A 20,793-nucleotide genomic window follows, 5' to 3' on the forward strand; every position below is an offset into this window, starting at 1 on the left:
CCGTCAGGTTCCAACGAGTCGGTGGGCCCGGTGGTGACGAGGGTGCGGGCCCATTGGGCGGGAACGGTGCCGTAGCCGGGAAGGCGGGCCGGTTCGCTGTCGGCCTGGAAGAGGGTGCGGTCGGTCATGACGAGCTGGATCTCAACCCCGGTGATCCCGCCGGGGGTGCCGGCGGCGCGTTCGACGAGGGCATCGGCCATCAGTTGGCCGCGGCTCCTCGGATCCCCGGCGGCGCGTTGGGTGTCGGCGTTCCGGGCCAGGGCGGTGTACACGGCGACGGCCTGGGCGACGGGCAGCAGGGCGGTCAGATAGGCCATGGTGTCCGGGGCCGGGCGGAGGCTGACGTGCCGTTCGGTGGCGGCGTGCGCGGCCCGGTCCGTCACGGAGCGAGGGTCGCACCGGTAGGAGGCAGCCCGGGCTGCGGCGGTGATGGCCCGATCGCCCAGCCCGGCAAGGGTGCCGGTGTCCGGGGCGAGTTGGGCGTCGACGGCGGTACGGTCGGCGGCGCTCAGGCAGGCGGTCTCGCGCACGAGGAGGGTGGCGCGCCATTCGTTCAGAACCCCGGTTTCCATTGCGGTGAGGGTGTGCGGCATTTCGGTGACGAGGGCTTGGGCCAGGCCGAGCAGGCGGCCGCCCCTGGCGGGGGATTCGCGCCGGGCCAAAGCGATCTGCGCGCCGACACCCGCCCCGAGCTTATCGGCGGGCATCCCGGCGGCGGCCTGGGCGCGGCGTTGGAGCTGGTCGAATTCGACGGCGAGGTGGGCCTGTTCGGCGGCCGCGGCGGATTTCCGGTCCTCGAGTTCGCGGATGCGGTCGATGATCCGGGCACAGTCGGCCGCGGCGCCGACGCCTCCCGGCGCCGACTGAGCGGTGCCCGGCCGACCTGGCAGGACTGCGGACGCTGTCACGGGTTTGCCGAAAATCGTGTCCGGCCCGGAACACGAGCGTGCCAGGCGCGGCCGAAGCCGGTACCGCCACGTCCCGCCGGAACCACTTCGGGCCCTTGATTGCCGTCCATGAATTCAGTCTTTCAGGGACCTACGACATTTAACGGAGAGCCAGGAGGGCTGGCCAGGCAGCCGGCCAGATGGATGCCCGCCGAGTCGGCGGCCGCACCGGACTCACCGGCAACCGCCGCACCGCATTCACCGGCACGGGACTCACCGGCAACGGCCACGTCCCGGCGCGGAGGCCTGAATCGCCACCCATGAACCCACCGCGACGGTCCCACTCCGGACCCCGTCAACTAGGCTGGACCCGTGACCCGCCTCATTCTTGCCTCCCAGTCCCCCGCCCGCACCAAGCTGCTCAGCCACGCCGGGATCCGGCACGAGGTCCTCGTCTCGGATGTGGACGAGGACGCCGTCCAGGCCCGCTACGGTGTGACCGATCCGCATGACACGGCCCTGCTGCTCGCCCGGGCCAAGGCCGAGGCCGTCGCCTCGCTGCCCGAGGCGGACGGCGCAATCGTGATTGGCTGCGATTCCGTCTTCGAATTCGACGGCGAGGCCCACGGCAAGCCCTACACGGCCGACGTCGCGCGCGAGCGCATGCTGCGCATGAGCGGCAGCATGGGCGTGCTGCACACCGGCCACTGGCTCGTCGACTGCCGCGACACCGACGGTGAAGAAACAGACGACGGCGACGTCACCGCACGCGGCTCCGGCGCCACCCTGGGCTCGGTGTCCTCCGCTGAAGTGCACTTCATGGAAATGAGCGTCGAGGAAATCGACACCTACATCGCCACCGGCGAGCCGCTGCAGTGCGCCGGCTCCTTCACGATCGACGGCTACGGCGGCGCGTTCATCCGCAAGGTCGACGGCGATCCCCACACCGTCGTCGGGCTCTCCATCTCCACCCTGCGCGCGCTCCTCAGCCAGGCAAATGTGGGCATCACCGAACTTTGGACCGGTGGGGCCGTGGACCCGGCGGACGTCCGCGCCGAGTGAAAGCGGAGTAGGGACTCAGTGGGGATCGAGTGAGCCATTTCGCCGCCCTTTGTGGCAACCCTACAAAGGAGGGGCCGTTTACGCGCGGAATCCGCAAGTAATATCGGCGGAACCCACAAAACCGCGCTAGGCTCCCTGAAGGAAAGAAGGAGACGCCTTGTCAGCAAATTCGGAGCAGTCCGCCACCACCGTGCCGGGATCAACACAGTCATCTGCAGCCGCGGGCAGCCGCCCGCTTAGCAAGGTGCTGATCGCCAACCGCGGAGAAATTGCGGTGCGCATCATCCGCGCCGCCCGCGACGAAGGCATCACCTCGGTGGCCGTCTACGCGGATCCCGACCGCGATGCCCTGCACGCGCGGCTCGCCGACGAGGCCTACGCGCTCGGTGGCAACACCGCCGCAGAGTCCTACCTGGTGATGGACAAGATCATCGACGTCGCCCGCCAGTCCGGCGCGGATGCCATCCACCCCGGGTACGGCTTCCTGGCCGAAAACGCCGAGTTCGCCGCCAAGGTGATCGCTGCCGGCATCACGTGGATTGGTCCCTCCCCCGAGGCGATCTCGGCCCTCGGCGACAAGGTCCAGGCCCGCCACATCGCCGAGAAGGTCGGCGCCCCGCAGGTCCCCGGCACCGCCGACCCGGTCGAATCCGCCGAGGAAATCCTCGAATTCGTGGACAAGTTCGGCCTGCCCGTCGCCATCAAGGCGGCCTTCGGCGGCGGCGGACGCGGCATCAAGGTGGCTCGCACCCGGGAGGAAATCCCCGAACTCTTCGAATCTGCCGTGCGCGAGGCGACTGCCGCCTTCGGCCGTGGCGAGTGCTTTATCGAGCGCTTCCTGGACGCCCCGCGGCACGTCGAAACCCAGTGCCTCGCCGACGCCTACGGCAACGTTGTGGTGGTCTCCACCCGCGACTGCTCGCTCCAGCGCCGCAACCAGAAGCTCGTCGAAGAAGCCCCTGCCCCCTTCCTCACCGAAGAGCAGAACAAGCGCCTCTACGAATCCTCCAAGGCCATCCTCAAGGAAGCCGGCTACCTCGGCGCCGGCACGTGCGAATTCCTCGTCGGCCAGGACGGCACCATCTCCTTCCTCGAGGTCAACACCCGCCTCCAGGTGGAGCACTGCGTCTCCGAGGAAGTCACCGGGATCGACCTCGTCCGGGAACAGTTCCGGCTGGCCCGCGGCGAGGAACTCGGCTACGACGACCCCGAAGTCCGCGGCCACTCCATCGAATTCCGCATCACCGGCGAGGACCCGGGCCGGAACTTCATGCCCGCCCCGGGCACCATCACCACGCTGAAGAACCCCACGGGCCCCGGTATCCGCATCGATTCCGGCGTGGAGCAGGGCGATGTCATCAGCGGCAACTTCGACTCCATGCTCTCCAAGCTGGTGGTCACCGGCGCCACCCGCGCCCAGGCCCTGCAGCGGTCCCGGCGTGCGCTGGAGGAAATGGTGGTCGAAGGCATCCCCACCGTCATCCCGTTCGACCTCGCGGTTGTGTCCAATCCCGATTTCGCCCCGGCCGAGGGCGCCTTCAAGGTGCACACCCGCTGGATCGAGACGGCCTTCGTCAACGACATTCCGGCCTGGACCCCCACCGGCGCCGACGCCGAAGCGCCCGACGGCGGCGATCGCCAGCGGGTGGTCGTCGAGGTCGGCGGCAAGCGCCTCGAAGTGGTGTTGCCGGCGTCGCTGGGCACCGGCACGTCCGGCGGCACGGGCGGCGGCAAGCCGGCCAAGGTCAAGAAGCGCGTCCGTGGCGGCGGCGCCACCGTGGCTGCGAGCGGCAACGCGCTGACCTCCCCCATGCAGGGAACCATCGTGAAGGTGGCCGTCGCCGAAGGCGCCACGGTGGCCGAGGGCGATCTCGTCGTCGTGCTCGAAGCGATGAAGATGGAACAGCCGCTCACCGCCCACCGCGCCGGGATCGTAATGGGCCTCACCGCGTCCGCGGGCGAGACGGTGTCCGCCGGCGCTGTGATCGCCATGATCGAAGACGGCGAGTGACCGTCAGCAACGGCGGACAGTAGAAAGAACCAGCAGGACAGTAAGACCACTCCGGTCACGGGCGCGCCTCTGGCGCCTCCGTGACCGGCCAGTGGAAACTTGGAGTGTGAAGCCATTCCTGCTCCTCGCCTCGCGCGCGGAAGAAACCGCCGCCGAGGACGAATACCGCGCCTATCTGCGCTACTGCGGGCTCGAGCCCGAGCAGCTGCACCGCATCCGGATGGAAGCCGCCCCGCTCCCCCCACTGGAGCTGTCCGACTATTCGGGCGTCATTGTGGGCGGCAGTCCCTTCACCTCCAGCGACCCGGCCGATCACAAGAGTGCCACCCAGCACCGGGTGGAGAGCGAACTCGCCGGACTGCTGGACAGGATCGTGGCCGAGGACTTCCCGTTCCTCGGTGCCTGCTACGGCGTCGGAACGCTCGGCCTGCACCAGGGCGCCGTGATCGACCGGACTTATGGTGAAGGCCTGGGCGGTGTCACCATCAAACTGACGGCCGAAGGGCTGCAGGATCCCCTCCTGCGCGGGCTGCCGGAGAGCTTCGTAGCGTTCACCGGACACAAGGAAGCCTGCACCGTCCTGCCCTCCCACGCGGTGCTCTTGGCGAGCTCGGCCGCCTGCCCGGTGCACATGTTCCGGATCAAGACCAACCTGTACGCCACCCAGTTCCACCCCGAACTCGACGCCGAGGGGCTCGTCACCAGGATCGACATCTACCGCCACGCCGGCTACTTCCCGCCGGAATCGGCCGAAATGCTCATGGAGGACGCCCGCCGGTTCACCGCGACGGAGCCGATGAAGATCCTGCGGAACTTCGTGGAGCGCTACGCGAGCTAGCCGACACATAATCCAGCAGACGCAGAAATGCCCGGTGTGTTCGACGAACACACCGGGCATTTCGGTCAGCAGCTTCGCTGGAGCGTCAGGCTACGTTGTTCTCGTAGTCCAGATCGCGGGTTTCCTTGCTCACGAACAGGGCAATCAGCGTCAGCACGGCCATGACGGCGAGGTAGACACCGACCAGCGCCGGGCTGCCCTTGCCGACTTCCCAGAGCCAGACGGCGATGAACGGAGCCACCGCCGCACCCAGGATGCTGGAGAAGTTGTAGCTGATGGCCGAGCCTGTGTACCGGACGTTGGTCGGGAACAGTTCCGGCAGCAGCGCACCCATGGGGCCGAAGGTCAGGCCCATCAGGGAGAAGCCGATGATCAGCAGTGCCATGGTGCCCACGAACCCTGCGCTGAACAGCGGGACGAACAGCAGGCCGAAGACCAGGATGCCGGCCGTAACCACCATGAGCATCTTGCGGCGGCCGTACTTCTCGGCCAGGGGGCCGGAGACCAGAGTGAAGATGCCGAAGAACACGACGCCGACAATCAGCATCCAGAGGAAGTCGTTGCGGGTGTAGCCGAGGCCGGGGACGAACGCGGCGGCCGCGGACTCGCTCATCGGTTTGCCTGCCTTCTCGGCCGCGGCCTTGGCGGCATCCAGGCTGGAGGCGCGGGTTCCGTAGGTGAGAGTGAACGTGGTCATCAGGTAGAAGAGCACGTAGGTGGCGAGCATGATGAACGTGCCCAGGATCAGGTGGCGCCAGCTGGTCTTGAAGACCCGGGCAAGCGGCAGCTTGGCGACCTCTTTGGATTCGATGACCTTGGTGAACGCGGGGGTTTCGATCAGCTTGAGGCGGACGTAGAGGCCGATGATCACCATGACGGCGCTGAGCAGGAACGGCACGCGCCAGCCCCAGTCCATGAAGGCCTGCGGCGTCAGGGTGTAGCTGAAGACCAGGAAGATCACGTTGGCGATGATGAAACCGATCGGGGCACCGAGCTGCGGGAAGGTGCCATAAATGGCGCGCTTGTTTGCGGGGGCGTTCTCGGTGGCCAGCAGTGCCGCACCGCTCCATTCGCCGCCAAGGGCAAGGCCCTGGAAGAAGCGCATGACGACCAGGAGGGCCGGAGCCCAGAATTCCCAGCCGGGTACGGTCGCCGTCGGCAGGCAGCCGATCAGGAAGGTGGCAATACCCATTGTCAGCAGCGAGGCCACGAGGGTTCCCTTGCGGCCGAACTTGTCGCCGAAGTGGCCGAAAATGATCGAGCCGAGCGGGCGGGCGATGAACGCGACACCGAATACAGCGAAGGATGCCAGCAGCTGGGCGGTTTCGTTCTGCGCCGGGAAGAACAGCGAGGGGAAGACCAGCACGGCAGCAGTGGCGTACACGTAGAAGTCATAGAACTCGACGGTGGTGCCGATCAGGCTGGCGACAATCACGCGGCCGCGCGAATTCACCTGCTTCGTGGACCCATGCTCCGAGGAGGTTGCAGTGGATGACATGTAGTAGCGCTTTCATGAAGACCGGACGGAAATTCCCCAAGAGCCCGATGCCCGGGGCCGCCGGATAGGGAGTCGTATATGTCTGATAATAGTTCCCACCGTCCAGTCAATGGACAAATGTTCCGCTATTTGGACGCCGTGTCGTCGTCTCACGTGGTGGTCGTCACACCCATTCTCACACCGTAATAAAGGCCCCGATAGGCAAAAGTCACAGCGCGTTAATAAACGGCGACAGTCCCGGAAACGCGGGATCCCTACCTTTGAAGGACAACACCCCCCAAGGAGGTCTCCCAAGTGACTGCTGAACGCACCGCCGAAATCGGCACCGTAGATGCCGATGCCGCCCGTACCGGCGGCACCCTTACCCTCGACCACCGGCCCGGCCGCTGGATCGCCAACTGGGATGCAGAAAACAAAGAACAGTGGGAGTCCGCCGGCCGCTCGATCGCCCGTCGCAACCTGAATTGGTCCATCTTCGCCGAGTTCCTGGGTTTCGTGGTCTGGCAGCTTTGGTCGATCGTGGTGGTCCAGCTTCCCTCCGCCGGCTTCAAGTTCTCCACCAATGAGATCTTCTGGCTGATCTCCATGCCAAGCCTCGTGGGCGCCACGCTCCGGATCCCCTACACCTTCATGGTGCCGCGCTTCGGCGGCCGCAACTGGACCATCGTCTCGGCCCTGCTGCTCCTGCTCCCCTCGGTGGGCCTGGGGCTGTGCGTGGCCAACCCGGGCACCCCGTTCGGCGTCATGCTGTTCGTGGCGGCGCTGGCAGGATTCGGCGGCGGCAACTTCGCAAGCTCGATGGCAAACATCACCTTCTTCTACCCCGCCCGGGAAAAGGGCTGGGCCCTGGGCCTGAACGCCGCCGGCGGCAACCTCGGTGCCGCCGTCGCACAGCTGGCCGTGCCGATCGCCATCACCCTGCTGGCAGCCGGCACCGTGAACCTGCCCGTCGCCGGCTTCATGTGGGTTCCGCTGATCCTGCTGGCCGCCTTCGGCGCCTGGAAGTATATGGACAACCTCACCAGCGCCAAGGGCGACGTCGCGGGCTCACTGGCCGCGCTGAAGGAACCGCACCTGTGGATCATGGCGCTGCTGTACATCGGCACCTTTGGCTCCTTCATCGGCTTCGCCGGCGTGTTCCCCAAGCTCATCAAGGACTACTTCCCGGCCTTCTCCTCAATCGGCGTCGGCACCGTGGCATTGTCCCTGGCCTTCCTCGGCCCGCTGGTCGGCTCACTGGCCCGCCCCTACGGCGGTCGCCTGGCGGACCGGAATGGCGGGGCCCGCATGACCGTCACCGCCTTCGCCGCGATGGCCGTGATCACCCTGACCATGATCTGGACCCTGCCGCTGAAGAACTTCTGGCTGTTCCTGGTCCTGTTCCTGCTCCTCTTCACCGCCAGCGGCTTCGGAAACGGCGCCACCTACCGCATGATCCCGGTCATCTTCGCCACCTCCAGCCGGGCCGCCCGCTCCGGTGCCAGCACGGTCACCACCCAGCGGCTCGCGTCCTCGGCCTTGGGACTGATCTCGGCCATCGGCGCCTTCGGCGGATTCGTCATCCCGCAGGTGCTCAACGCCTCGAACTCCGCCAGCGGCTCTTATACCCCGGCGTTCTACGGATTCGTGGGTGCCTATGTCCTGATGCTGGCGGTCTGCTGGTTCTTCTACATCCGCAACGCCAACCGAAACGCGATGGGACACGTCTAACATGACCACCGGCGCCGACACGCACTGCCCTTACTGCGCCCTGCAGTGCGCCATGACGCTCACATCTCCAGCGGCTCTGACCCCGGCTGTCCAGCCGGGGTCAGACCCCGTTCACGCCACGCCGGCGCCGGCGCCCGCCGTCGCCCCGCCGCTCCTGACAGTCGCTGGGCGGGATTTCCCCACCAACCGCGGCGGCCTGTGCCGCAAGGGCTGGACCTCCGCCTCGCTGCTGAACCACACCGGCCGGGTCACCGAGCCTCTGCTCAAGGGCGCCGACGGCGTCCACCGCCCGGTCAGCTGGGACGTGGCCCTTGGGCTGATTGTCTCCGCCGTGAAGAGTGCCCGCGCCGGGCACGGTCCGGACGCCGTCGGCGTGTTTGGCGGCGGCGGCCTCACCAATGAAAAGGCCTACCAGCTGGGCAAGTTCGCCAGGCTGGGACTGGGCACCTCGCGGATCGACTACAACGGACGGTTCTGCATGTCCTCGGCCGCCGCGGCCGGCATGCGCGCCTTCGGCCTGGACCGCGGGCTTCCGTTCCCGCTGGCGGACCTCGACGCCGCCAGCACCATCCTGATGCTCGGGTCCAACGTTGCCGAGACCATGCCGCCCTTCGTCCAGCACCTCCAAGGCGCGCGCGACGCCGGCGGGCTGATCGTCGTCGACCCCCGGCGCTCCGCCACCGCCGCGTTCACTTCCGACGGCGGCGGCCTGCACCTGCAGCCGCTGCCGGGCACCGACCTCGCCCTGCTCCTGGGCATCTCCCACGCGGTGATCCACGAGGGCCTGGCCGATGCCGCGTACATCGCCGAGCGCACCACCGGCTACGACGCCGTGGTCCGCAGCGTCGGAAGCTTCTGGCCGGAACGGGTCCAGTCGATCACCGGCGTCCCGGCCGGGCTGATCCGTGAAACCGCCCGGCGGCTGGCTGACGGCGCCGGCAAGGGCGGCAGCTACATCCTCACCGGCCGCGGCGTCGAACAGCACGTGGACGGCACCGATACCGCCACGGCCGCCATCAATCTCGCCCTGCTGCTGGGCCTGCCGGGCTCGGCGCGGAGCGGCTACGGCACCCTCACCGGGCAGGGCAACGGCCAGGGCGGCCGCGAACACGGCCAGAAGGCGGACCAGCTGCCCGGCTACCGGAAGATCACCGATCCCGCCGCCCGCGCCCACATGGCCAAGGTCTGGGGCGTCCCCGAAGCGCTCATCCCGGGACCCGGCGTCCCCGCCGTCGAACTGCTCAAGTCCCTGGGACAGCCCGACGGCGTCCGGTGCCTCTTCGTTCACGGCGCCAACGTGGCGGTGTCCGCCCCGGATGCGAACGCCGTGATCGCGGGCTTGCGCAGCCTGGACTTCCTGGTGGTGTGCGACTTCTTCCTCTCCGAGACCGCCGCCGAGGCCGACCTGGTCCTGCCGGTCACCCAGTGGGCCGAGGAAGAAGGCACCCTGACCAACCTCGAGGGACGTGTGCTGCGCCGCCGCCGGGCCCTCACTCCCCCGCCCGGGGTGCGCAGCGAGCTCTGGATCATGACCCGTCTGGCAGAGCTGCTGGACGCCCCCTCCATCTTCAGCGAGGACCCCGAAACCGTATTCGAGGAGCTCCGGATTGCATCCTCCGGCGGACTGGCCGACTACTCCGGAATCGACTACGCCATGCTGGACCGTGGCGAGGAGGCCTACTGGCCCTACCCCGCCGGCAGCACCGGCACGCCGCGGCTCTTCCTGGACGCCTTTGCCCACGCGAACGGCCGGGCAGTGTTCACCCCCGTTGCGCCCCGGCGTCGTACTCCTTCTGCCGCCGCGGCCGGAATCTCCCGGGCCGGAAGGCCGATGACCCTCATCACGGGCCGGCTGATGGAGCACTACCAGTCCGGCGCGCAGACCCGCCGGGTGGCCGCCCTGGCCGAGGCCCAGCCCGAGGCGCGGCTGCAGCTCCACCCCGCCGCGGCCGCCGCCCAAGGTATCGCCGACGGCGACTACGTCTCCATTTCCAACGAACGCGGCGTGGTCAGCTGCCGTGCCGAGCTGAGCACGGACATCCGCCCGGAGACGGTGTTCCTGCCGTTCCACTTCCCGGAGCTCGAGAGCGCCAACCGGCTCACCGAGGCGGCCACGGACCCCATTTCCGGGATGCCCGAGTTCAAGACGAGCAAGGTATGGATCCGCCCGACAAGTTCCGGCGACACCAGTTCCTGCGACACGGTGTCCGGCGGCGCAGTGTCCGGCTCTGTCCCGGCCGCTGCTTCCGCCGGTGTTGGCGGCCGCATTCTTCAAGCAGAGGAGACCTCATGACTGAGCGGATTGTGGTGGTGGGCTTCGGACCCGTCGCCGCGAGGCTGATCGACGAGCTGCTGCCTGCCGTGCGCAGCGGAATCGCGCACCTAACGGTGATCGGCGAAGAGTCCGAGGCGGCGTACAACCGCGTGCTGGTGGCGGATCTCGGCGTCGGCCGGACCACGCCGGCAGCCCTGGCTCTCGCGGACGCTGCCGCACTCGTGGCGGACGGCGTCGATGTCCGGCTGGGCGTCCGGGTCCGCCGCGTGGACCGCGCCCGGCAGCAGGTCCTGCTCAGCGATGGCACCTCCCCCGGCTACGAGCGGTTGGTCTTCGCCACCGGTTCGCGGCCTGTCATCCCCAACCTCACCGGTCTCAACCCGGACCCGGCCGCTCCTGTGCTGCCGCCGGGCGTGACCGCCCTTCGGGATCTCCGCGACGCGTCCGTACTCCACTCCGCCGTGGCCGGCGGCAAGCGCGTGGTGGTCCTGGGCGGCGGCGTGCTGGGTCTGGAGACTGCCCTGGCCGCGGCCGAGGAAGGCGCCACCGTCACGGTGGTGCACAACGGACCGCATCCCCTGGGCCGGAACATCGACCGCGGCGGCGGCGCCGTTCTCGCGGCTTCCTTGCGGAACTGCGGCGTGCGGGTTGCGGGCAACGCCCGCTCCGTCGGCGTCGAACATAACGCCCCCGACGGCGGCTTCTCGGCGCTGCTGCTCGATGACGGCTCCGCGATCGACGGCGACCTCCTGGTGCTCTCCTGCGGTGTCCGGCCGCGGACCGAACTGGCCGAAGGCTGCGGTCTCTCAACCGCCGCCGGGATCCTGGTGGACCACAAGCTCCGGGCCCACCACGAGCCGCACATTTTTGCGATCGGTGACTGCGCAGAGGTCCGCTGCCCGGACCACGAGTGCGTGGAGTGCCGGACCGCACGCGGCCCGTCCGGGCTGGTCGGGCCGGGCTGGCGCCAGGCCGAATGGCTCGCCGATTACTTGACCCTGCTGGCATCCGGCGCCGAGGCAGAGGCTGAGGCCCTGCCCTCGCTTCCCGCGGAACTGCCGGGCGTGATCGTGCTGAAGGCCCGTGGCATGAACATGGCCGTGGCCGGGGATGTATCCACCGACCCGTGGGACGAGGAAGCCCTGACCGCCGGCGCAGTCAACGGCCGGGCGCGGCTGCAGATCGCCCAGTGGGCCGATCCCGAGCACGGCCGCTACGTCAAGATGACTACCCGCGCCGGCGTGCTGGAGGGCCTTGTGTCCGTGGGCATGCCCCGCACCTCGGCCGAGCTGGTGCAGCTGTTCGAGCGCGGCGCCGAACTCCCCGCGGACAGGTCCTTGCTGCTGCGCCTGGACGGACCGGACCAGCTTGCATCCCCCGGCGCTGCCGACCCCGCCCGGACCGTCTGCCGGTGCGCGGGCGTCAGCGGGACAGCCATTGCTTCTGCCGTCACGGAGGGCTGCGGGACCGTGCCCGAAGTCTCCGCGGCCACCCGCGCCGGTACGGGCTGCGGCGGCTGCCACGACGACATCAAGGGCATCATCGAGGCCCACTTTCAGGGAGCGGTCGCCTGAGGCTTAGCTCGATGGGCAGCCGTGCTCGCCGGACATCGCCGCGGCCGCGCTACCCGTTTGCGGCGCCCGGTCCGGCAGGGTTGTACTGCGCTGCGTTGTCGAATCTCTTCTGCCACTGGGCATGCTCGCGGACGGCCTCCAGCCGGCGGCTTGGAGTCCACCTGGGCAGGTAGTCGGGCGCGGGCAGCTCGCGGGCAGGCTTGGGCCTCGCCACAGGCCGGGTCTGGACGGGCCTGGGCGCCGGCCGGGTCTGGACGAGTGTGGTCACATACCGGGTCTGAACGTGCTCCCGGCGGTAATTCGGCTTGGGGTCGGCGATCGTCCAATTGATCAAGGTGCGCATGATCAGCACGAGCACCCACAGGCCGAGCCCAGCCACGATGTATTGCCAAAACAGGACCAGCAACACGATGGCCAATAGTACGAAAAGGAACATGGCGACATTATGCATTTGCGATGCGCCAAGAGGTAGAGGTCTTTTTTCCCTGATCGCCCCGCACCTCGGCCGAGCCTGTGCAACTGTTCGAGCGTGGCGCCAGACTGCCGCGGACAGGTCGCTGCTGCTGCGCCTGTACGGGCCGGACCAACTTGCCTCTCCCGGTTCTGCGGGACCGTGCCCGAGGCCTCCGCGGCCACCCCCGCCGGCACCGGCTGCGGCGGCTGCCACGACGACATCAAGGGGATCATCGAGGCGCACTTTCAAGGGGCGGCTGCGTAAGGAATGGGCGTCCCGACGGCTTGACTCAGCTTTCAGCCGTACATCCATTAACTTGCGGGTTACGAGTACCGGATCGGAAGTGTCTAAGGCGGTCCGTACCCGGCTAGTACCCGGTCACCGTGACCTTGACCCCATGTCTTCGTCAGCGTCGTGAAGTTTGCACGACTGCCAGGCCGCCCACGGGCTGGCGACGCCGTTGCGCTTCCACTAATACGTCAGCTCAGTCACGCTCCTCCACGGTGTGGCCGACGACGAATGATTCCGACGAGTGTCGGCGGCGCCCCCGTCGCCTTATGAACCGGGACGACGGCCGGGGCTAGGACCACGCCGTTGTAACGCTTGCTCACGAGCCGTCCTTAGACCACTAAAACCGAAAGGAACTAATTATCTGAGGTCCGGCGCCAAAGTTCCGGGATGATTTCGCAGGTTAGCCCGTCCAAGCGTGCAGTCCACGTCGTACTTTGTACAGAATTTTCGGGCTGCAAATCGCGGCTGCGTCATGTCACAATCCACTGCCGTTTCAATTGAGGTTGAGGGTTGGTCCGGGCTCGAGCTTGGAGCGTTCCGTGGCCCAACAGCTCGGATGTTTTAGGCTCACGCTCTCCGTCCCATTAGGGCCGACCACGTCTACCTCCACACTGTCCTGACGGAAGATCACGCTTGCCGTCCGCCGTGGATCCGATATTCCTCGGGGCGCAATCACTGTGACGATGACGTTACTGGACTCTTTGGTGCTCGCTTGAAGAGTCGGGGCTTCGAAGATTTCCCCGTAGGTGTCGCTCCGCCAACCAAGCATGGGTTCTTTTTGCCCTATCTTGACGGCTAGGTTCAGGTCTCCCTGTTCACAGAAGCTGGATATCTCCATCCCAAGTTCGGATGTTTCCGAGGAGGAACACCCCGCCTCTAGTGTGGTTGCAGCCTGAGTCGGCAATTGCCAGAGGACCACAGCGCCTTCATTACGTGTGGCAACAATGCTATCGATGACGATGAGGTATCGATGGGTTCGGGAGTGATAGATGCCCCTCTGCCACGTTGAACCGTGCGTTTCCGAGCGCATAACAACAGTCCAGTCGTGGTCCGCGCTTGTGGCACTTTGGACCAACGAAGTCGGGGCTTCCTCGTTGTAAGGGTCGTTGGGGAAGACGACAGCGTTGTGGGCATAGTTCGACTTGAGAAAGTCTGTGTTCTCGTGCTTCTGGTATTTGTAGCGTCCACCCTCCAGGAGCAACGGCGTTACCCCTGCCATCAGCGTTATGGATCCTCCGTCGCAGTGCGCGTGCGAGGTTACCTTCGGGCCGTAGCGAAGCGTGTAGAACACTTGAGTTTGGTCGGCTGGGAGGTGCCATGTCGTTCGGGCAAATAGGTATCCGGCGGCATAAGTTCGGTAGACAGCAGCAGGCGCCGATCCCTTCGTTCCCTGAGAGGCCACCCACTCGACGACCGACCCCGGAAGCATCCGAAGCGCAAGCCTGTCGGAATCCCCGAAGGGTACAGGGTGAAGATCCGGTCCGGTTCCGTATCCCACAAAGTCGGGCATCTCTTCTACCCGTTGAAAAACCTTCGAGGGCTTTAGCTTCGCAGCCAGGAGATGTTTTTTCGTGATTTGGAACCAACCGTAATTCGTGTGTTGGTAGGCCATCGCCCCCTCGGCGTCGACGCCCTGCAGATCAACGCTGTTCCGAACTATTTCGTCCAAGGTGTGAACGGCGTATCGTTTCCAAGCTTCATTCTGCAGTATGTCGGCAATGACCAGGAGCGCGGTCCGGACGTGAAGTGCATGGTTGCCGTGTTCGAAGGCAGCATTTTCGTCGGCCAGATATGCGCCGTGCTCATTGAGCGCGTTCATGAGGTCCGGATCTGGACCATAAGTGCTTATCGCTGCTGAGATGATACCGCTACGGTAGGCAGTGGCCATGCCATACCAAGCCATACGCGATGAAGGCTTGCGGCGCGGGTCGCCGTTCCTACTCAACCAGGAGTCCAGGTAGCCTCGGTGCGCTTCCTCATAGATCTTTGCCCCGGTTACAACATATCTGCGACGTAACACGTCTATCCATCGAAGACTCTGGTAATTGAACTGCCAGTTTCGATCCGCATACGGATCTTCTGACCATGACGGAGCCTTGGGCAGCGAAAACGGACGATGGTGGGGAAACGACAATGTGCCCAAGAGGAGTGAATCCGCTACTGATTCATCGTCAGGCTTGGGCCGCACGTTGCTTCCGATGTTGTGTCGGACGGCTCTCTCTTGTGCTTCCGCGGCGGCGCGGCGTGGGATGTACGGCAAGATTCTCCAAGTGGTAAAACCCGGGACTGCTGTCGCTGCAGCACGCCTGGGGATAAAACAACGACATATCCGTGCAGCTTCTGACCTCGCAAGGGTCCGATGCATTGGCGCCTGAACACAAGCTAGACGGTAAATCCCTGATCCGGTTTATTGCAGAGCAGCCCCCCCGGCGACTTCGGGCCTTGGGTCCGTCAACGGCTGGCGGAGTGTGTTAGACCCTTGTGTGAAAAATGAATTGAACACCCTCCTGGCCAGACTCTATATCTTCCTCACCAACGTCTATGTCCTCCTCACAGTCCGTGTCCTGCAAGATATGGGATATATCCGATCTGAACCGTCCGGCACAACGGGCCTGCTCATTTCTGGAGCCGGTATGCTCGCTGGCGGCCGAAGCTCGGTGAGAGCTGGCGAGATGGTCACGCGGCGACACGCTCCAAGATGCGAGACCAGGTGAGGCTGCCAAACGCCCTCTGCGATCCGTTGGCGCCTGACGGGGTCAAATAATGGTCAAGCATCCACCACCCGCGTGGTCACTGAGGACGTAGCCTTTGAGTTCAAACTGACTTCATGGCGGCCCTAAGATGATCGTGCAGGAGGCATCCTCCATGGCGGGCCTGCCGATCTAGGCCACTGTCGGCTGCGGCACCGGGGGCCGCCCGTGGTACATGGTGGCTGACGGCTACACGTATCAGTGGAACCTCAACGGCAAGACCGTAGCCGGCGCCCGTCGGACACGTATGAACGCTTGGTTCCTCGTCTGCATGGGCTCGCATGCACTGTGCATCAACAAATCCGGCAGCCCGGAGTTCAGGACGATCAGCGACTCCGGCACACCCGAAGCGGGCCTTTCTCCCCTTGGCAGCGCAACTGGACCGTGGATGCAATGGACGTAGGCTCCGTTCGCCATCAGGAGGCATCCCATGAACGTCCCGGTCATTTTGGCGCTCGGCGCGATTATTGTATTTGCCATCGTCGTGCTCAGAACGCGCGACAAGGATCCGCAGCAGCGGTCCACCGTGTTGCTGCGGACCGGGGCGGCCATCATGGGGGTGTTCACCGTCCTCGCGGGAATCGTCATTGTCGGCGACTCAATGCAGAGCCCGGGCGGAACGGCAGCGATGCTGATGACCCTGGCCTGGGTGGTGCCGATGCTCATCCTGGCTGTCGCTGCCTGGTTCTGGCCGGCGGCCACCGCTCCCCTGCTGCTCGCCCTGTCGTCTGCCTTCATCGCGGCCTGCGTCTGGCTGGCGTTCGACCCCGCGGGCCTGCGCACCTTCGTCAGCGAAAACGGACCCATCATCGCCGTCAGCGTCGTCGCCCTGGCCTTCCCCGCCGCCGTCCTGGGCCTGAGGCGCACCGCGCTGGCCGGCTGGCTGCTCGTGGCCCTCGGCGTCCTGCCGCTTGTCATCACCGTCATTGCACGGTCCGGACCGGTCGGATCGATCACCGCCGCTAGCGTGGTCCCCCTGATCGCTGGAATCAGCTACCTCGCCTCCGCCCGCATGGCCCGCGGGAGCACCGCGACGGGCGGGCACCGGGCGGCTGCCGCCTGACCCGCCGGTTACCCGGCCGCGTAACGCGAATCGGGACAAGGAACAAACGGCGGGTAGCATCGGGGCCATGAGCGCCGACGACGACGACATCACCGAAGAACTGCTGGCCGACGCCGGGAAACTCACCGGACTGAGCCTGGAACTGCTGGGACTCGACCCGCATCCTGACGACATGACGGCCGATCAGCGGCTCCAGTTTGATCCCGAAGACCTGGCCGAGATGGCCGCCGTCTCGCCGGAAGACCGTCAGAAAGCAGTGCGCCAGACCCGCTTGCTGGCCGGACTCCTCTGGAATTCGTCGAGCATCCTCATCGACCAGCTGTTCCGCGATCTCGGAACCCTCAGCAGGCTGGAAGTTATCACGCCCACCGACATAGCAGGGACCTCAGTCCTGTCCTCCCTGCCGCCACAGTTCGCCGCCAGCTACGACGCGAAGTTCACTCAAATGTTCATCGTCGTCGCTGCAGACGTCACCGCCGCCCTGGTCCGGGGCTGGACCGCCCCCGGATGCCTCGCGGCGGAACTCGCCGTCCGCTGCCTGCTCGATCAGGCGGAAATCACCGAGGACATCTACGAACTGGACCTCCCGGAGGACTGGAGGGCCGACGTCGAGGAAGTCCTGTTGGAGGACGCCGACAGTGAGGCCCTGTACTCGGACAGGCTCGATGAGCTCGAAGATGACGCCAGGGAACTGGACTTCGAGCACTGGTTCAAGCCTTTCGCCCCCGGCGACACGGTCCCGCCCTACGCCTGCTCCTGAACCCTGCTTCTCAGCCCTGCTGCTGAGCCCTACTCCGGACCGGCCGGCTTGGCCAACCACGCCAGGTAGTCCTCGGTGAAGCGCCGGACGCCGTCCCACTCCGTGTAGACATAGTCACGGGACGTGTCCGTGTCCGGTGAGCCCTTGTCCTTGGCGATCTTCTTCATCAGGTGCTTCTTGATGAAGCCGTAGTGGGTGTAGAGCAGCGCACCGGCGAACAGCCCGACGTGCTGTGGCCGCCACCCCGTGTCCTCTTCGAACTTCTGCACGTAGCCCTCGGCGTGTTCCTCGTCTCCGTGGGCGGCCATGCTGACGGACACCAGCGCGGAAGGCAATCGTTCGAGCTCGCCGCGGTTCTTCTTCACAAAGTCCGTGACGTGCCCTTCGTGTTTGCCCACATGAACAGAAGCCGCAACGATCACGCCGTCGTAACCCTCCGGCAGGGTGTGGCCGGAATGTTTGAGGTCCGCGGTCTCCGCCTGGTGCCCGTGCACACGGATCAGATCGGCCATGTACTCCGCGATCTGGGCTGTCTGTCCTTCAACCGTTCCGTACGGGATGTAAATGTTGGCCATGATCCAGTGTGGGAGCGGGGCGGGTTGCGGCCCTAGGGTCCAACGCCCCGGGACCGTCATGCGCAAGGCCACTGAAAAGTGAAGAATCCCTGCCCGGATTCCCGGGCAGGGATTCGTCGCTTTCGGAACTCCTAGTAGCCGGAGGGCTGGTCGAACCTCTGGCCGGCCGGATTGGACGGCAGAATTGCCATCACCAACAGCGCCAGGCCACCGAGGAACGGCACCAGGACCAGCAGGATAAGCCAGGCGCTCATGTTCACGTCATGCAGGCGCCGGGCCAGGAGGGCCAGGGACGGAACGATCGTCCCCAGTCCCCAAACAACGGCTAGGATCAGCCCAATGACGGCGCCAGGTCCAATCGCGGCGGCTCCGGACGCATTGGTCGTCATGCCAGTACTCGTGATGATGTTGATGACGATGCCCACCAGGAGTGACACCAGCGCCCACCACCAGTACTCACTGCGGCTGGCCCGGCCGGTGAAGGTGGCGTACTTTTTGAAGAATCGCTGGACGGCCTGCGTGAGGCTGGCCCCGTACAGCGGGGCCCAAAGCGGCGACTCTCCGGTCTGCGGCGGTAATGCATTCGGTTGCTGCGGATAACTCATGTAGTCCCCTTCAATGAGTGCCAGTGACGAGACTCATCCTAGGGCCGCCAGCGCCCAGGAATCAGCGTTGGGCGTCGAGAATTTACAAGGCGTTCATCCGCGCAGGCGCGCGGGACCATCAGGCACCGGTTTAGCCTTCGCGCTCAGACGCCCGGCTCGAACTCTGCAGTTCCCATCATCAGGATGCCGCGCCGGGGTATCCAGAAATCCCCCAACCTGTCCTGGACCGTCAAAGCCGCCGGCTTTCCCAGGTCGCGCCCCTTCAGCACGGCCCGGCTGCCTGCGACAAACCACAGGCGCCGGGGATAAACGGCGAACCGTTGGCCGTTGGGAACGTGGCCCGTCAGCCTTAGGTGCCCCGCCCCCAACGCAGGGCCTGCGACGGCGCCCATGGCGCGCAGGAACGTCCGGCTGCGCCAGAGCCGCTCCGGTGCAGCGCCTGAGACTGCCGACATGGCCCTGGTGACCGGCGTTGCCCGGAGCATGAGTTCCCAGTGAAGGACAGCCCCGCCGTCGACGTCGACCGTGAAGGCGTTGCTGCCGCTCCAGGCGAGGGAGATGCGGGAAGTCGACGCCGATTCGAGGGCGGCGCCAAAGTACCGGGGGCAGGACAGGCCGGGGTCCACGGTGCCGTGCATTGACCAGCCGCCGGCCGGGTCGCGGATCCAGACCGAGGTGTACCCCGGCCCGATCGATGACCCGGCAAAGCGCCGCAAGGCCAGGACATAGCCTGAACTGAATGGAACCCCGGTGACACCGAACCCGGTAAAGCGCTCCGCATCCCCGGTCCCTCTGGCACGGCCATCCGCACCGGCACGGCGGCCGGACGTTCGACCGCCCGCTCGAGGGCTTCAATCAAAGCCTGGGGACTCTGCATGGCATCAGCCTCCGGATTGCTGACCCGGCCTGTAACTACAGGTGCACGAACTACATGTGGACGTGGAGCCGCCGGGCTGCTTCGGAGATGGAGCCGCTCAGCGAGGGGTAAACGGTGAAGGTGCTGGCGATGTCGTCGACATGCAGTTTCTGGGTCACGGCGATCGAGATCGCGAAGATGAGCTCGGAGGCATTCGGACCCACCACCACACCGCCGATCACGGTGCCGGAGCCCTTGCGGGCGAAGATCTTGATGAAGCCGTCGCGGTGGTTGCGCATCTTGGCGCGAGCGTTGCTGCGCAGGGACAGCTTGACGATGTCGGCCTGGTACTTGCCGGAGTCGATTTCGGCCTCGGACACGCCCACGGAGGCGATCTCGGGCGAGGTGAAGATGTTGGATGCCACCTGGTGCAGCTTGATCGGCATGACGGCGTCGCCCAGGAAGTGGGCCACGGCAATCCGGCCCTGCATCGCGGCAACGGAGGCCAGGGCCAGGACGCCGGTGCAGTCGCCCGCGGCGTAGATGTTCGGCGCCGTGGTGCGCGAGACGCCGTCGACCTTGATGTGGCCGCTCTCGGTGAGCGCGACGCCGGCTTCCTCCAGGCCGATTCCGGCCGTGTTCGGGATGGAACCGACGCAGACGAGGCAGTGGCTGCCGGTGACCTTGGAGCCGTCGCCGAGGGTGACCACGACGCCGTCGTCCGTGCGTTCGACGGTTTCGGCGCGGGCGCGGGAGAGGACCTTGAGCCCGCGGCGTTCGAAGACGCCCTCGAGGACCTCGGCGGCGTCGGTGTCCGAGCCCGGCAGCACCCGGTCGCGGCTGGAAATCAGGGTGACTTTGGAGCCCAGGCCGTTGTAGGCGGAGGCGAATTCTGCGCCCGTCACACCGGATCCCACCACGATGAGTTCCTCGGGGAGTTCGTCCATGTTGTAGATCTGGGCCCAGTTCAGGATCCGCTCACCGTCCGGCCGCGCGGTGGGCAGCTCGCGCGGGTGGGCGCCGACCGCCAGAAGGATGGTGTCTGCCTCCACGGTTTCGGTGCCGTCGGCGGTCAGGACCTCGATGGTGTGGTTGTCCAGCAGCCGGCCGGAGCCGATCAGGATGCGGACGTTCTGGTGCTCCAGCCCGGCCTGGATATCCTCCGACTGCTTCCGCGCCAGCCGCAGGAGACGGTCGTTGATGTGCTTGAGGTCCGCGCGCATCGACGGGGCGAAGTCGCCGCCGTCGACGTCGAACTTGACGCCCAGCTCCCCCGCCTCGGCCACGCGGGTCATCAGGTCTGCGGTCGCGATCAGGGTTTTGGAGGGAACGACGTCGGTCAGCACGGCGGATCCGCCGAGGCCTGCGCGTTCGATGATGGTGACCTGCGCCCCCAGCGAGGCGGCGACCATGGCGGCTTCGTAGCCGCCAGGCCCTCCGCCGAGAATTGCGATGCGGGGTGAGCTGAAGTCAGGATGCGTAGTCACAATCAACCATTGTCCACCATCCGAACCGGAGCCACCAAAGAGTCCGGGCCGCCGAGCGTCCTCACGGCTCCCGGTGGCACGGGTGCTGTGCAGCCGG

At 66.3% G+C, this 20,793-nt stretch carries 16 protein-coding genes and 1 pseudogene; 9 read left to right on the forward strand and 8 right to left on the reverse strand.

Annotated elements, in window-relative coordinates; all coding sequences use genetic code 11:
- On the reverse strand, positions 1-890 hold an 890-nt coding region (locus AC1DEY_RS08735; RefSeq protein WP_476867704.1), incomplete at its 3' end, for a 13E12 repeat family protein.
- Positions 891-1,259: 369 nt separating this feature from the next.
- Between AC1DEY_RS08735 and AC1DEY_RS08740 the strand changes: the two genes are divergently transcribed.
- The 3 genes from AC1DEY_RS08740 to AC1DEY_RS08750 all read left to right on the forward strand — a co-directional run bounded on the left by AC1DEY_RS08740 (position 1,260) and on the right by AC1DEY_RS08750 (position 4,798).
- Positions 1,260-1,949 carry a Maf family protein gene (locus AC1DEY_RS08740; RefSeq protein WP_476867598.1) on the forward strand — a complete coding sequence of 230 codons (690 nt, stop codon included), beginning with the start codon at positions 1,260-1,262 and terminating at the stop codon, positions 1,947-1,949.
- A gap of 190 nt (positions 1,950-2,139) precedes the next feature.
- Entirely contained in the window at positions 2,140-3,960 is a 1,821-nt protein-coding gene (locus AC1DEY_RS08745) for an acetyl/propionyl/methylcrotonyl-CoA carboxylase subunit alpha (protein WP_476867705.1), read from the forward strand.
- A 106-nt stretch (positions 3,961-4,066) separates the two neighbouring features.
- Positions 4,067-4,798: a glutamine amidotransferase gene (locus AC1DEY_RS08750; protein WP_476867599.1), complete on the forward strand. Its 732-nt coding sequence runs from the start codon at positions 4,067-4,069 to the stop codon at positions 4,796-4,798.
- A gap of 85 nt (positions 4,799-4,883) precedes the next feature.
- Here the strand turns inward: AC1DEY_RS08750 and AC1DEY_RS08755 are convergent, their stop codons facing one another.
- The gene (locus tag AC1DEY_RS08755) at positions 4,884-6,296 is read right to left on the reverse strand and encodes an MFS transporter (protein ID WP_476867600.1); all 1,413 of its coding nucleotides are present in this window, start codon (positions 6,294-6,296) and stop codon (positions 4,884-4,886) included.
- Positions 6,297-6,590: 294 nt separating this feature from the next.
- Here AC1DEY_RS08755 and AC1DEY_RS08760 point away from each other — a divergent pair, with 294 nt between their 5' ends.
- From AC1DEY_RS08760 to AC1DEY_RS08770, 3 genes are read left to right on the forward strand one after another with little or no spacing between them, the layout of a single operon-like run.
- On the forward strand, positions 6,591-8,006 hold the full coding sequence (locus AC1DEY_RS08760; protein ID WP_476867601.1) for an MFS transporter: 1,416 nt from the start codon (positions 6,591-6,593) through the stop codon (positions 8,004-8,006).
- Between the two features lies 1 nt (position 8,007).
- Positions 8,008-10,299, forward strand: coding sequence for a molybdopterin oxidoreductase family protein (locus tag AC1DEY_RS08765; RefSeq protein WP_476867602.1), 2,292 nt, complete (start codon positions 8,008-8,010; stop codon positions 10,297-10,299).
- Entirely contained in the window at positions 10,296-11,855 is a 1,560-nt protein-coding gene (locus AC1DEY_RS08770) for an FAD-dependent oxidoreductase (RefSeq protein WP_476867603.1), read from the forward strand. Before AC1DEY_RS08765 ends, AC1DEY_RS08770 begins: the two co-directional genes overlap by 4 nt.
- Positions 11,856-11,904: 49 nt before the next feature.
- Here AC1DEY_RS08770 and AC1DEY_RS08775 read toward each other — a convergent pair whose 3' ends face one another.
- Positions 11,905-12,291: a hypothetical protein gene (locus AC1DEY_RS08775; protein ID WP_476867604.1), complete on the reverse strand. Its 387-nt coding sequence runs from the start codon at positions 12,289-12,291 to the stop codon at positions 11,905-11,907.
- A 56-nt stretch (positions 12,292-12,347) separates the two neighbouring features.
- Between AC1DEY_RS08775 and AC1DEY_RS08780 the strand changes: the two are divergent.
- Positions 12,348-12,573, forward strand: a pseudogene (locus tag AC1DEY_RS08780) ((2Fe-2S)-binding protein); the annotation flags it as partial.
- Positions 12,574-13,093: 520 nt separating this feature from the next.
- Here the strand turns inward: AC1DEY_RS08780 and AC1DEY_RS08785 are convergent.
- Entirely contained in the window at positions 13,094-14,965 is a 1,872-nt protein-coding gene (locus AC1DEY_RS08785; protein ID WP_476867605.1) for a heparinase II/III domain-containing protein, read from the reverse strand.
- An 815-nt stretch (positions 14,966-15,780) separates the two neighbouring features.
- Here AC1DEY_RS08785 and AC1DEY_RS08790 point away from each other — a divergent pair.
- Together AC1DEY_RS08790 and AC1DEY_RS08795 are read left to right on the forward strand one after the other, a co-directional pair.
- Entirely contained in the window at positions 15,781-16,413 is a 633-nt protein-coding gene (locus AC1DEY_RS08790) for a hypothetical protein (RefSeq protein WP_476867606.1), read from the forward strand.
- A gap of 67 nt (positions 16,414-16,480) precedes the next feature.
- Positions 16,481-17,173, forward strand: coding sequence for a hypothetical protein (locus AC1DEY_RS08795; protein ID WP_476867607.1), 693 nt, complete (start codon positions 16,481-16,483; stop codon positions 17,171-17,173).
- Positions 17,174-17,202: 29 nt separating this feature from the next.
- Here the strand turns inward: AC1DEY_RS08795 and AC1DEY_RS08800 are convergent, their stop codons facing one another.
- The 4 genes from AC1DEY_RS08800 to AC1DEY_RS08815 all read right to left on the reverse strand — a co-directional run bounded on the left by AC1DEY_RS08800 (position 17,203) and on the right by AC1DEY_RS08815 (position 20,696).
- Positions 17,203-17,748 (reverse strand): flavodoxin domain-containing protein, encoded by a 546-nt coding sequence (locus AC1DEY_RS08800; RefSeq protein ID WP_476867608.1) that lies wholly within the window; start codon positions 17,746-17,748, stop codon positions 17,203-17,205.
- Positions 17,749-17,879: 131 nt separating this feature from the next.
- Positions 17,880-18,353, reverse strand: a complete 474-nt coding sequence (locus AC1DEY_RS08805; RefSeq protein WP_476867609.1) for a DUF805 domain-containing protein — start codon at positions 18,351-18,353, stop codon at positions 17,880-17,882.
- Between the two features lie 143 nt (positions 18,354-18,496).
- Positions 18,497-19,069, reverse strand: coding sequence for a hypothetical protein (locus AC1DEY_RS08810; RefSeq protein ID WP_476867610.1), 573 nt, complete (start codon positions 19,067-19,069; stop codon positions 18,497-18,499).
- Positions 19,070-19,280: 211 nt separating this feature from the next.
- Positions 19,281-20,696 (reverse strand): NAD(P)H-quinone dehydrogenase, encoded by a 1,416-nt coding sequence (locus AC1DEY_RS08815; RefSeq protein ID WP_476867611.1) that lies wholly within the window; start codon positions 20,694-20,696, stop codon positions 19,281-19,283.
- Between the last annotated feature and the right edge of the window lie 97 nt (positions 20,697-20,793).

The organism is Arthrobacter sp. 05T47, assembly GCF_056395825.1.

Bases quoted from the DNA above. Each gene is read 5' to 3' on its own strand.
- AC1DEY_RS08755 (WP_476867600.1), bottom strand. From the start codon at position 6,296: ATGTCATCCACTGCAACCTCCTCGGAGCATGGGTCCACGAAGCAGGTG.
- AC1DEY_RS08765 (WP_476867602.1), top strand. From the start codon at position 8,008: ATGACCACCGGCGCCGACACGCACTGCCCTTACTGCGCCCTGCAGTGC.
- AC1DEY_RS08770 (WP_476867603.1), top strand. From the start codon at position 10,296: ATGACTGAGCGGATTGTGGTGGTGGGCTTCGGACCCGTCGCCGCGAGG.
- AC1DEY_RS08775 (WP_476867604.1), bottom strand. From the start codon at position 12,291: ATGTTCCTTTTCGTACTATTGGCCATCGTGTTGCTGGTCCTGTTTTGG.
- AC1DEY_RS08785 (WP_476867605.1), bottom strand. From the start codon at position 14,965: ATGCATCGGACCCTTGCGAGGTCAGAAGCTGCACGGATATGTCGTTGT.
- AC1DEY_RS08790 (WP_476867606.1), top strand. From the start codon at position 15,781: ATGAACGTCCCGGTCATTTTGGCGCTCGGCGCGATTATTGTATTTGCC.
- AC1DEY_RS08795 (WP_476867607.1), top strand. From the start codon at position 16,481: ATGAGCGCCGACGACGACGACATCACCGAAGAACTGCTGGCCGACGCC.
- AC1DEY_RS08800 (WP_476867608.1), bottom strand. From the start codon at position 17,748: ATGGCCAACATTTACATCCCGTACGGAACGGTTGAAGGACAGACAGCC.
- AC1DEY_RS08805 (WP_476867609.1), bottom strand. From the start codon at position 18,353: ATGAGTTATCCGCAGCAACCGAATGCATTACCGCCGCAGACCGGAGAG.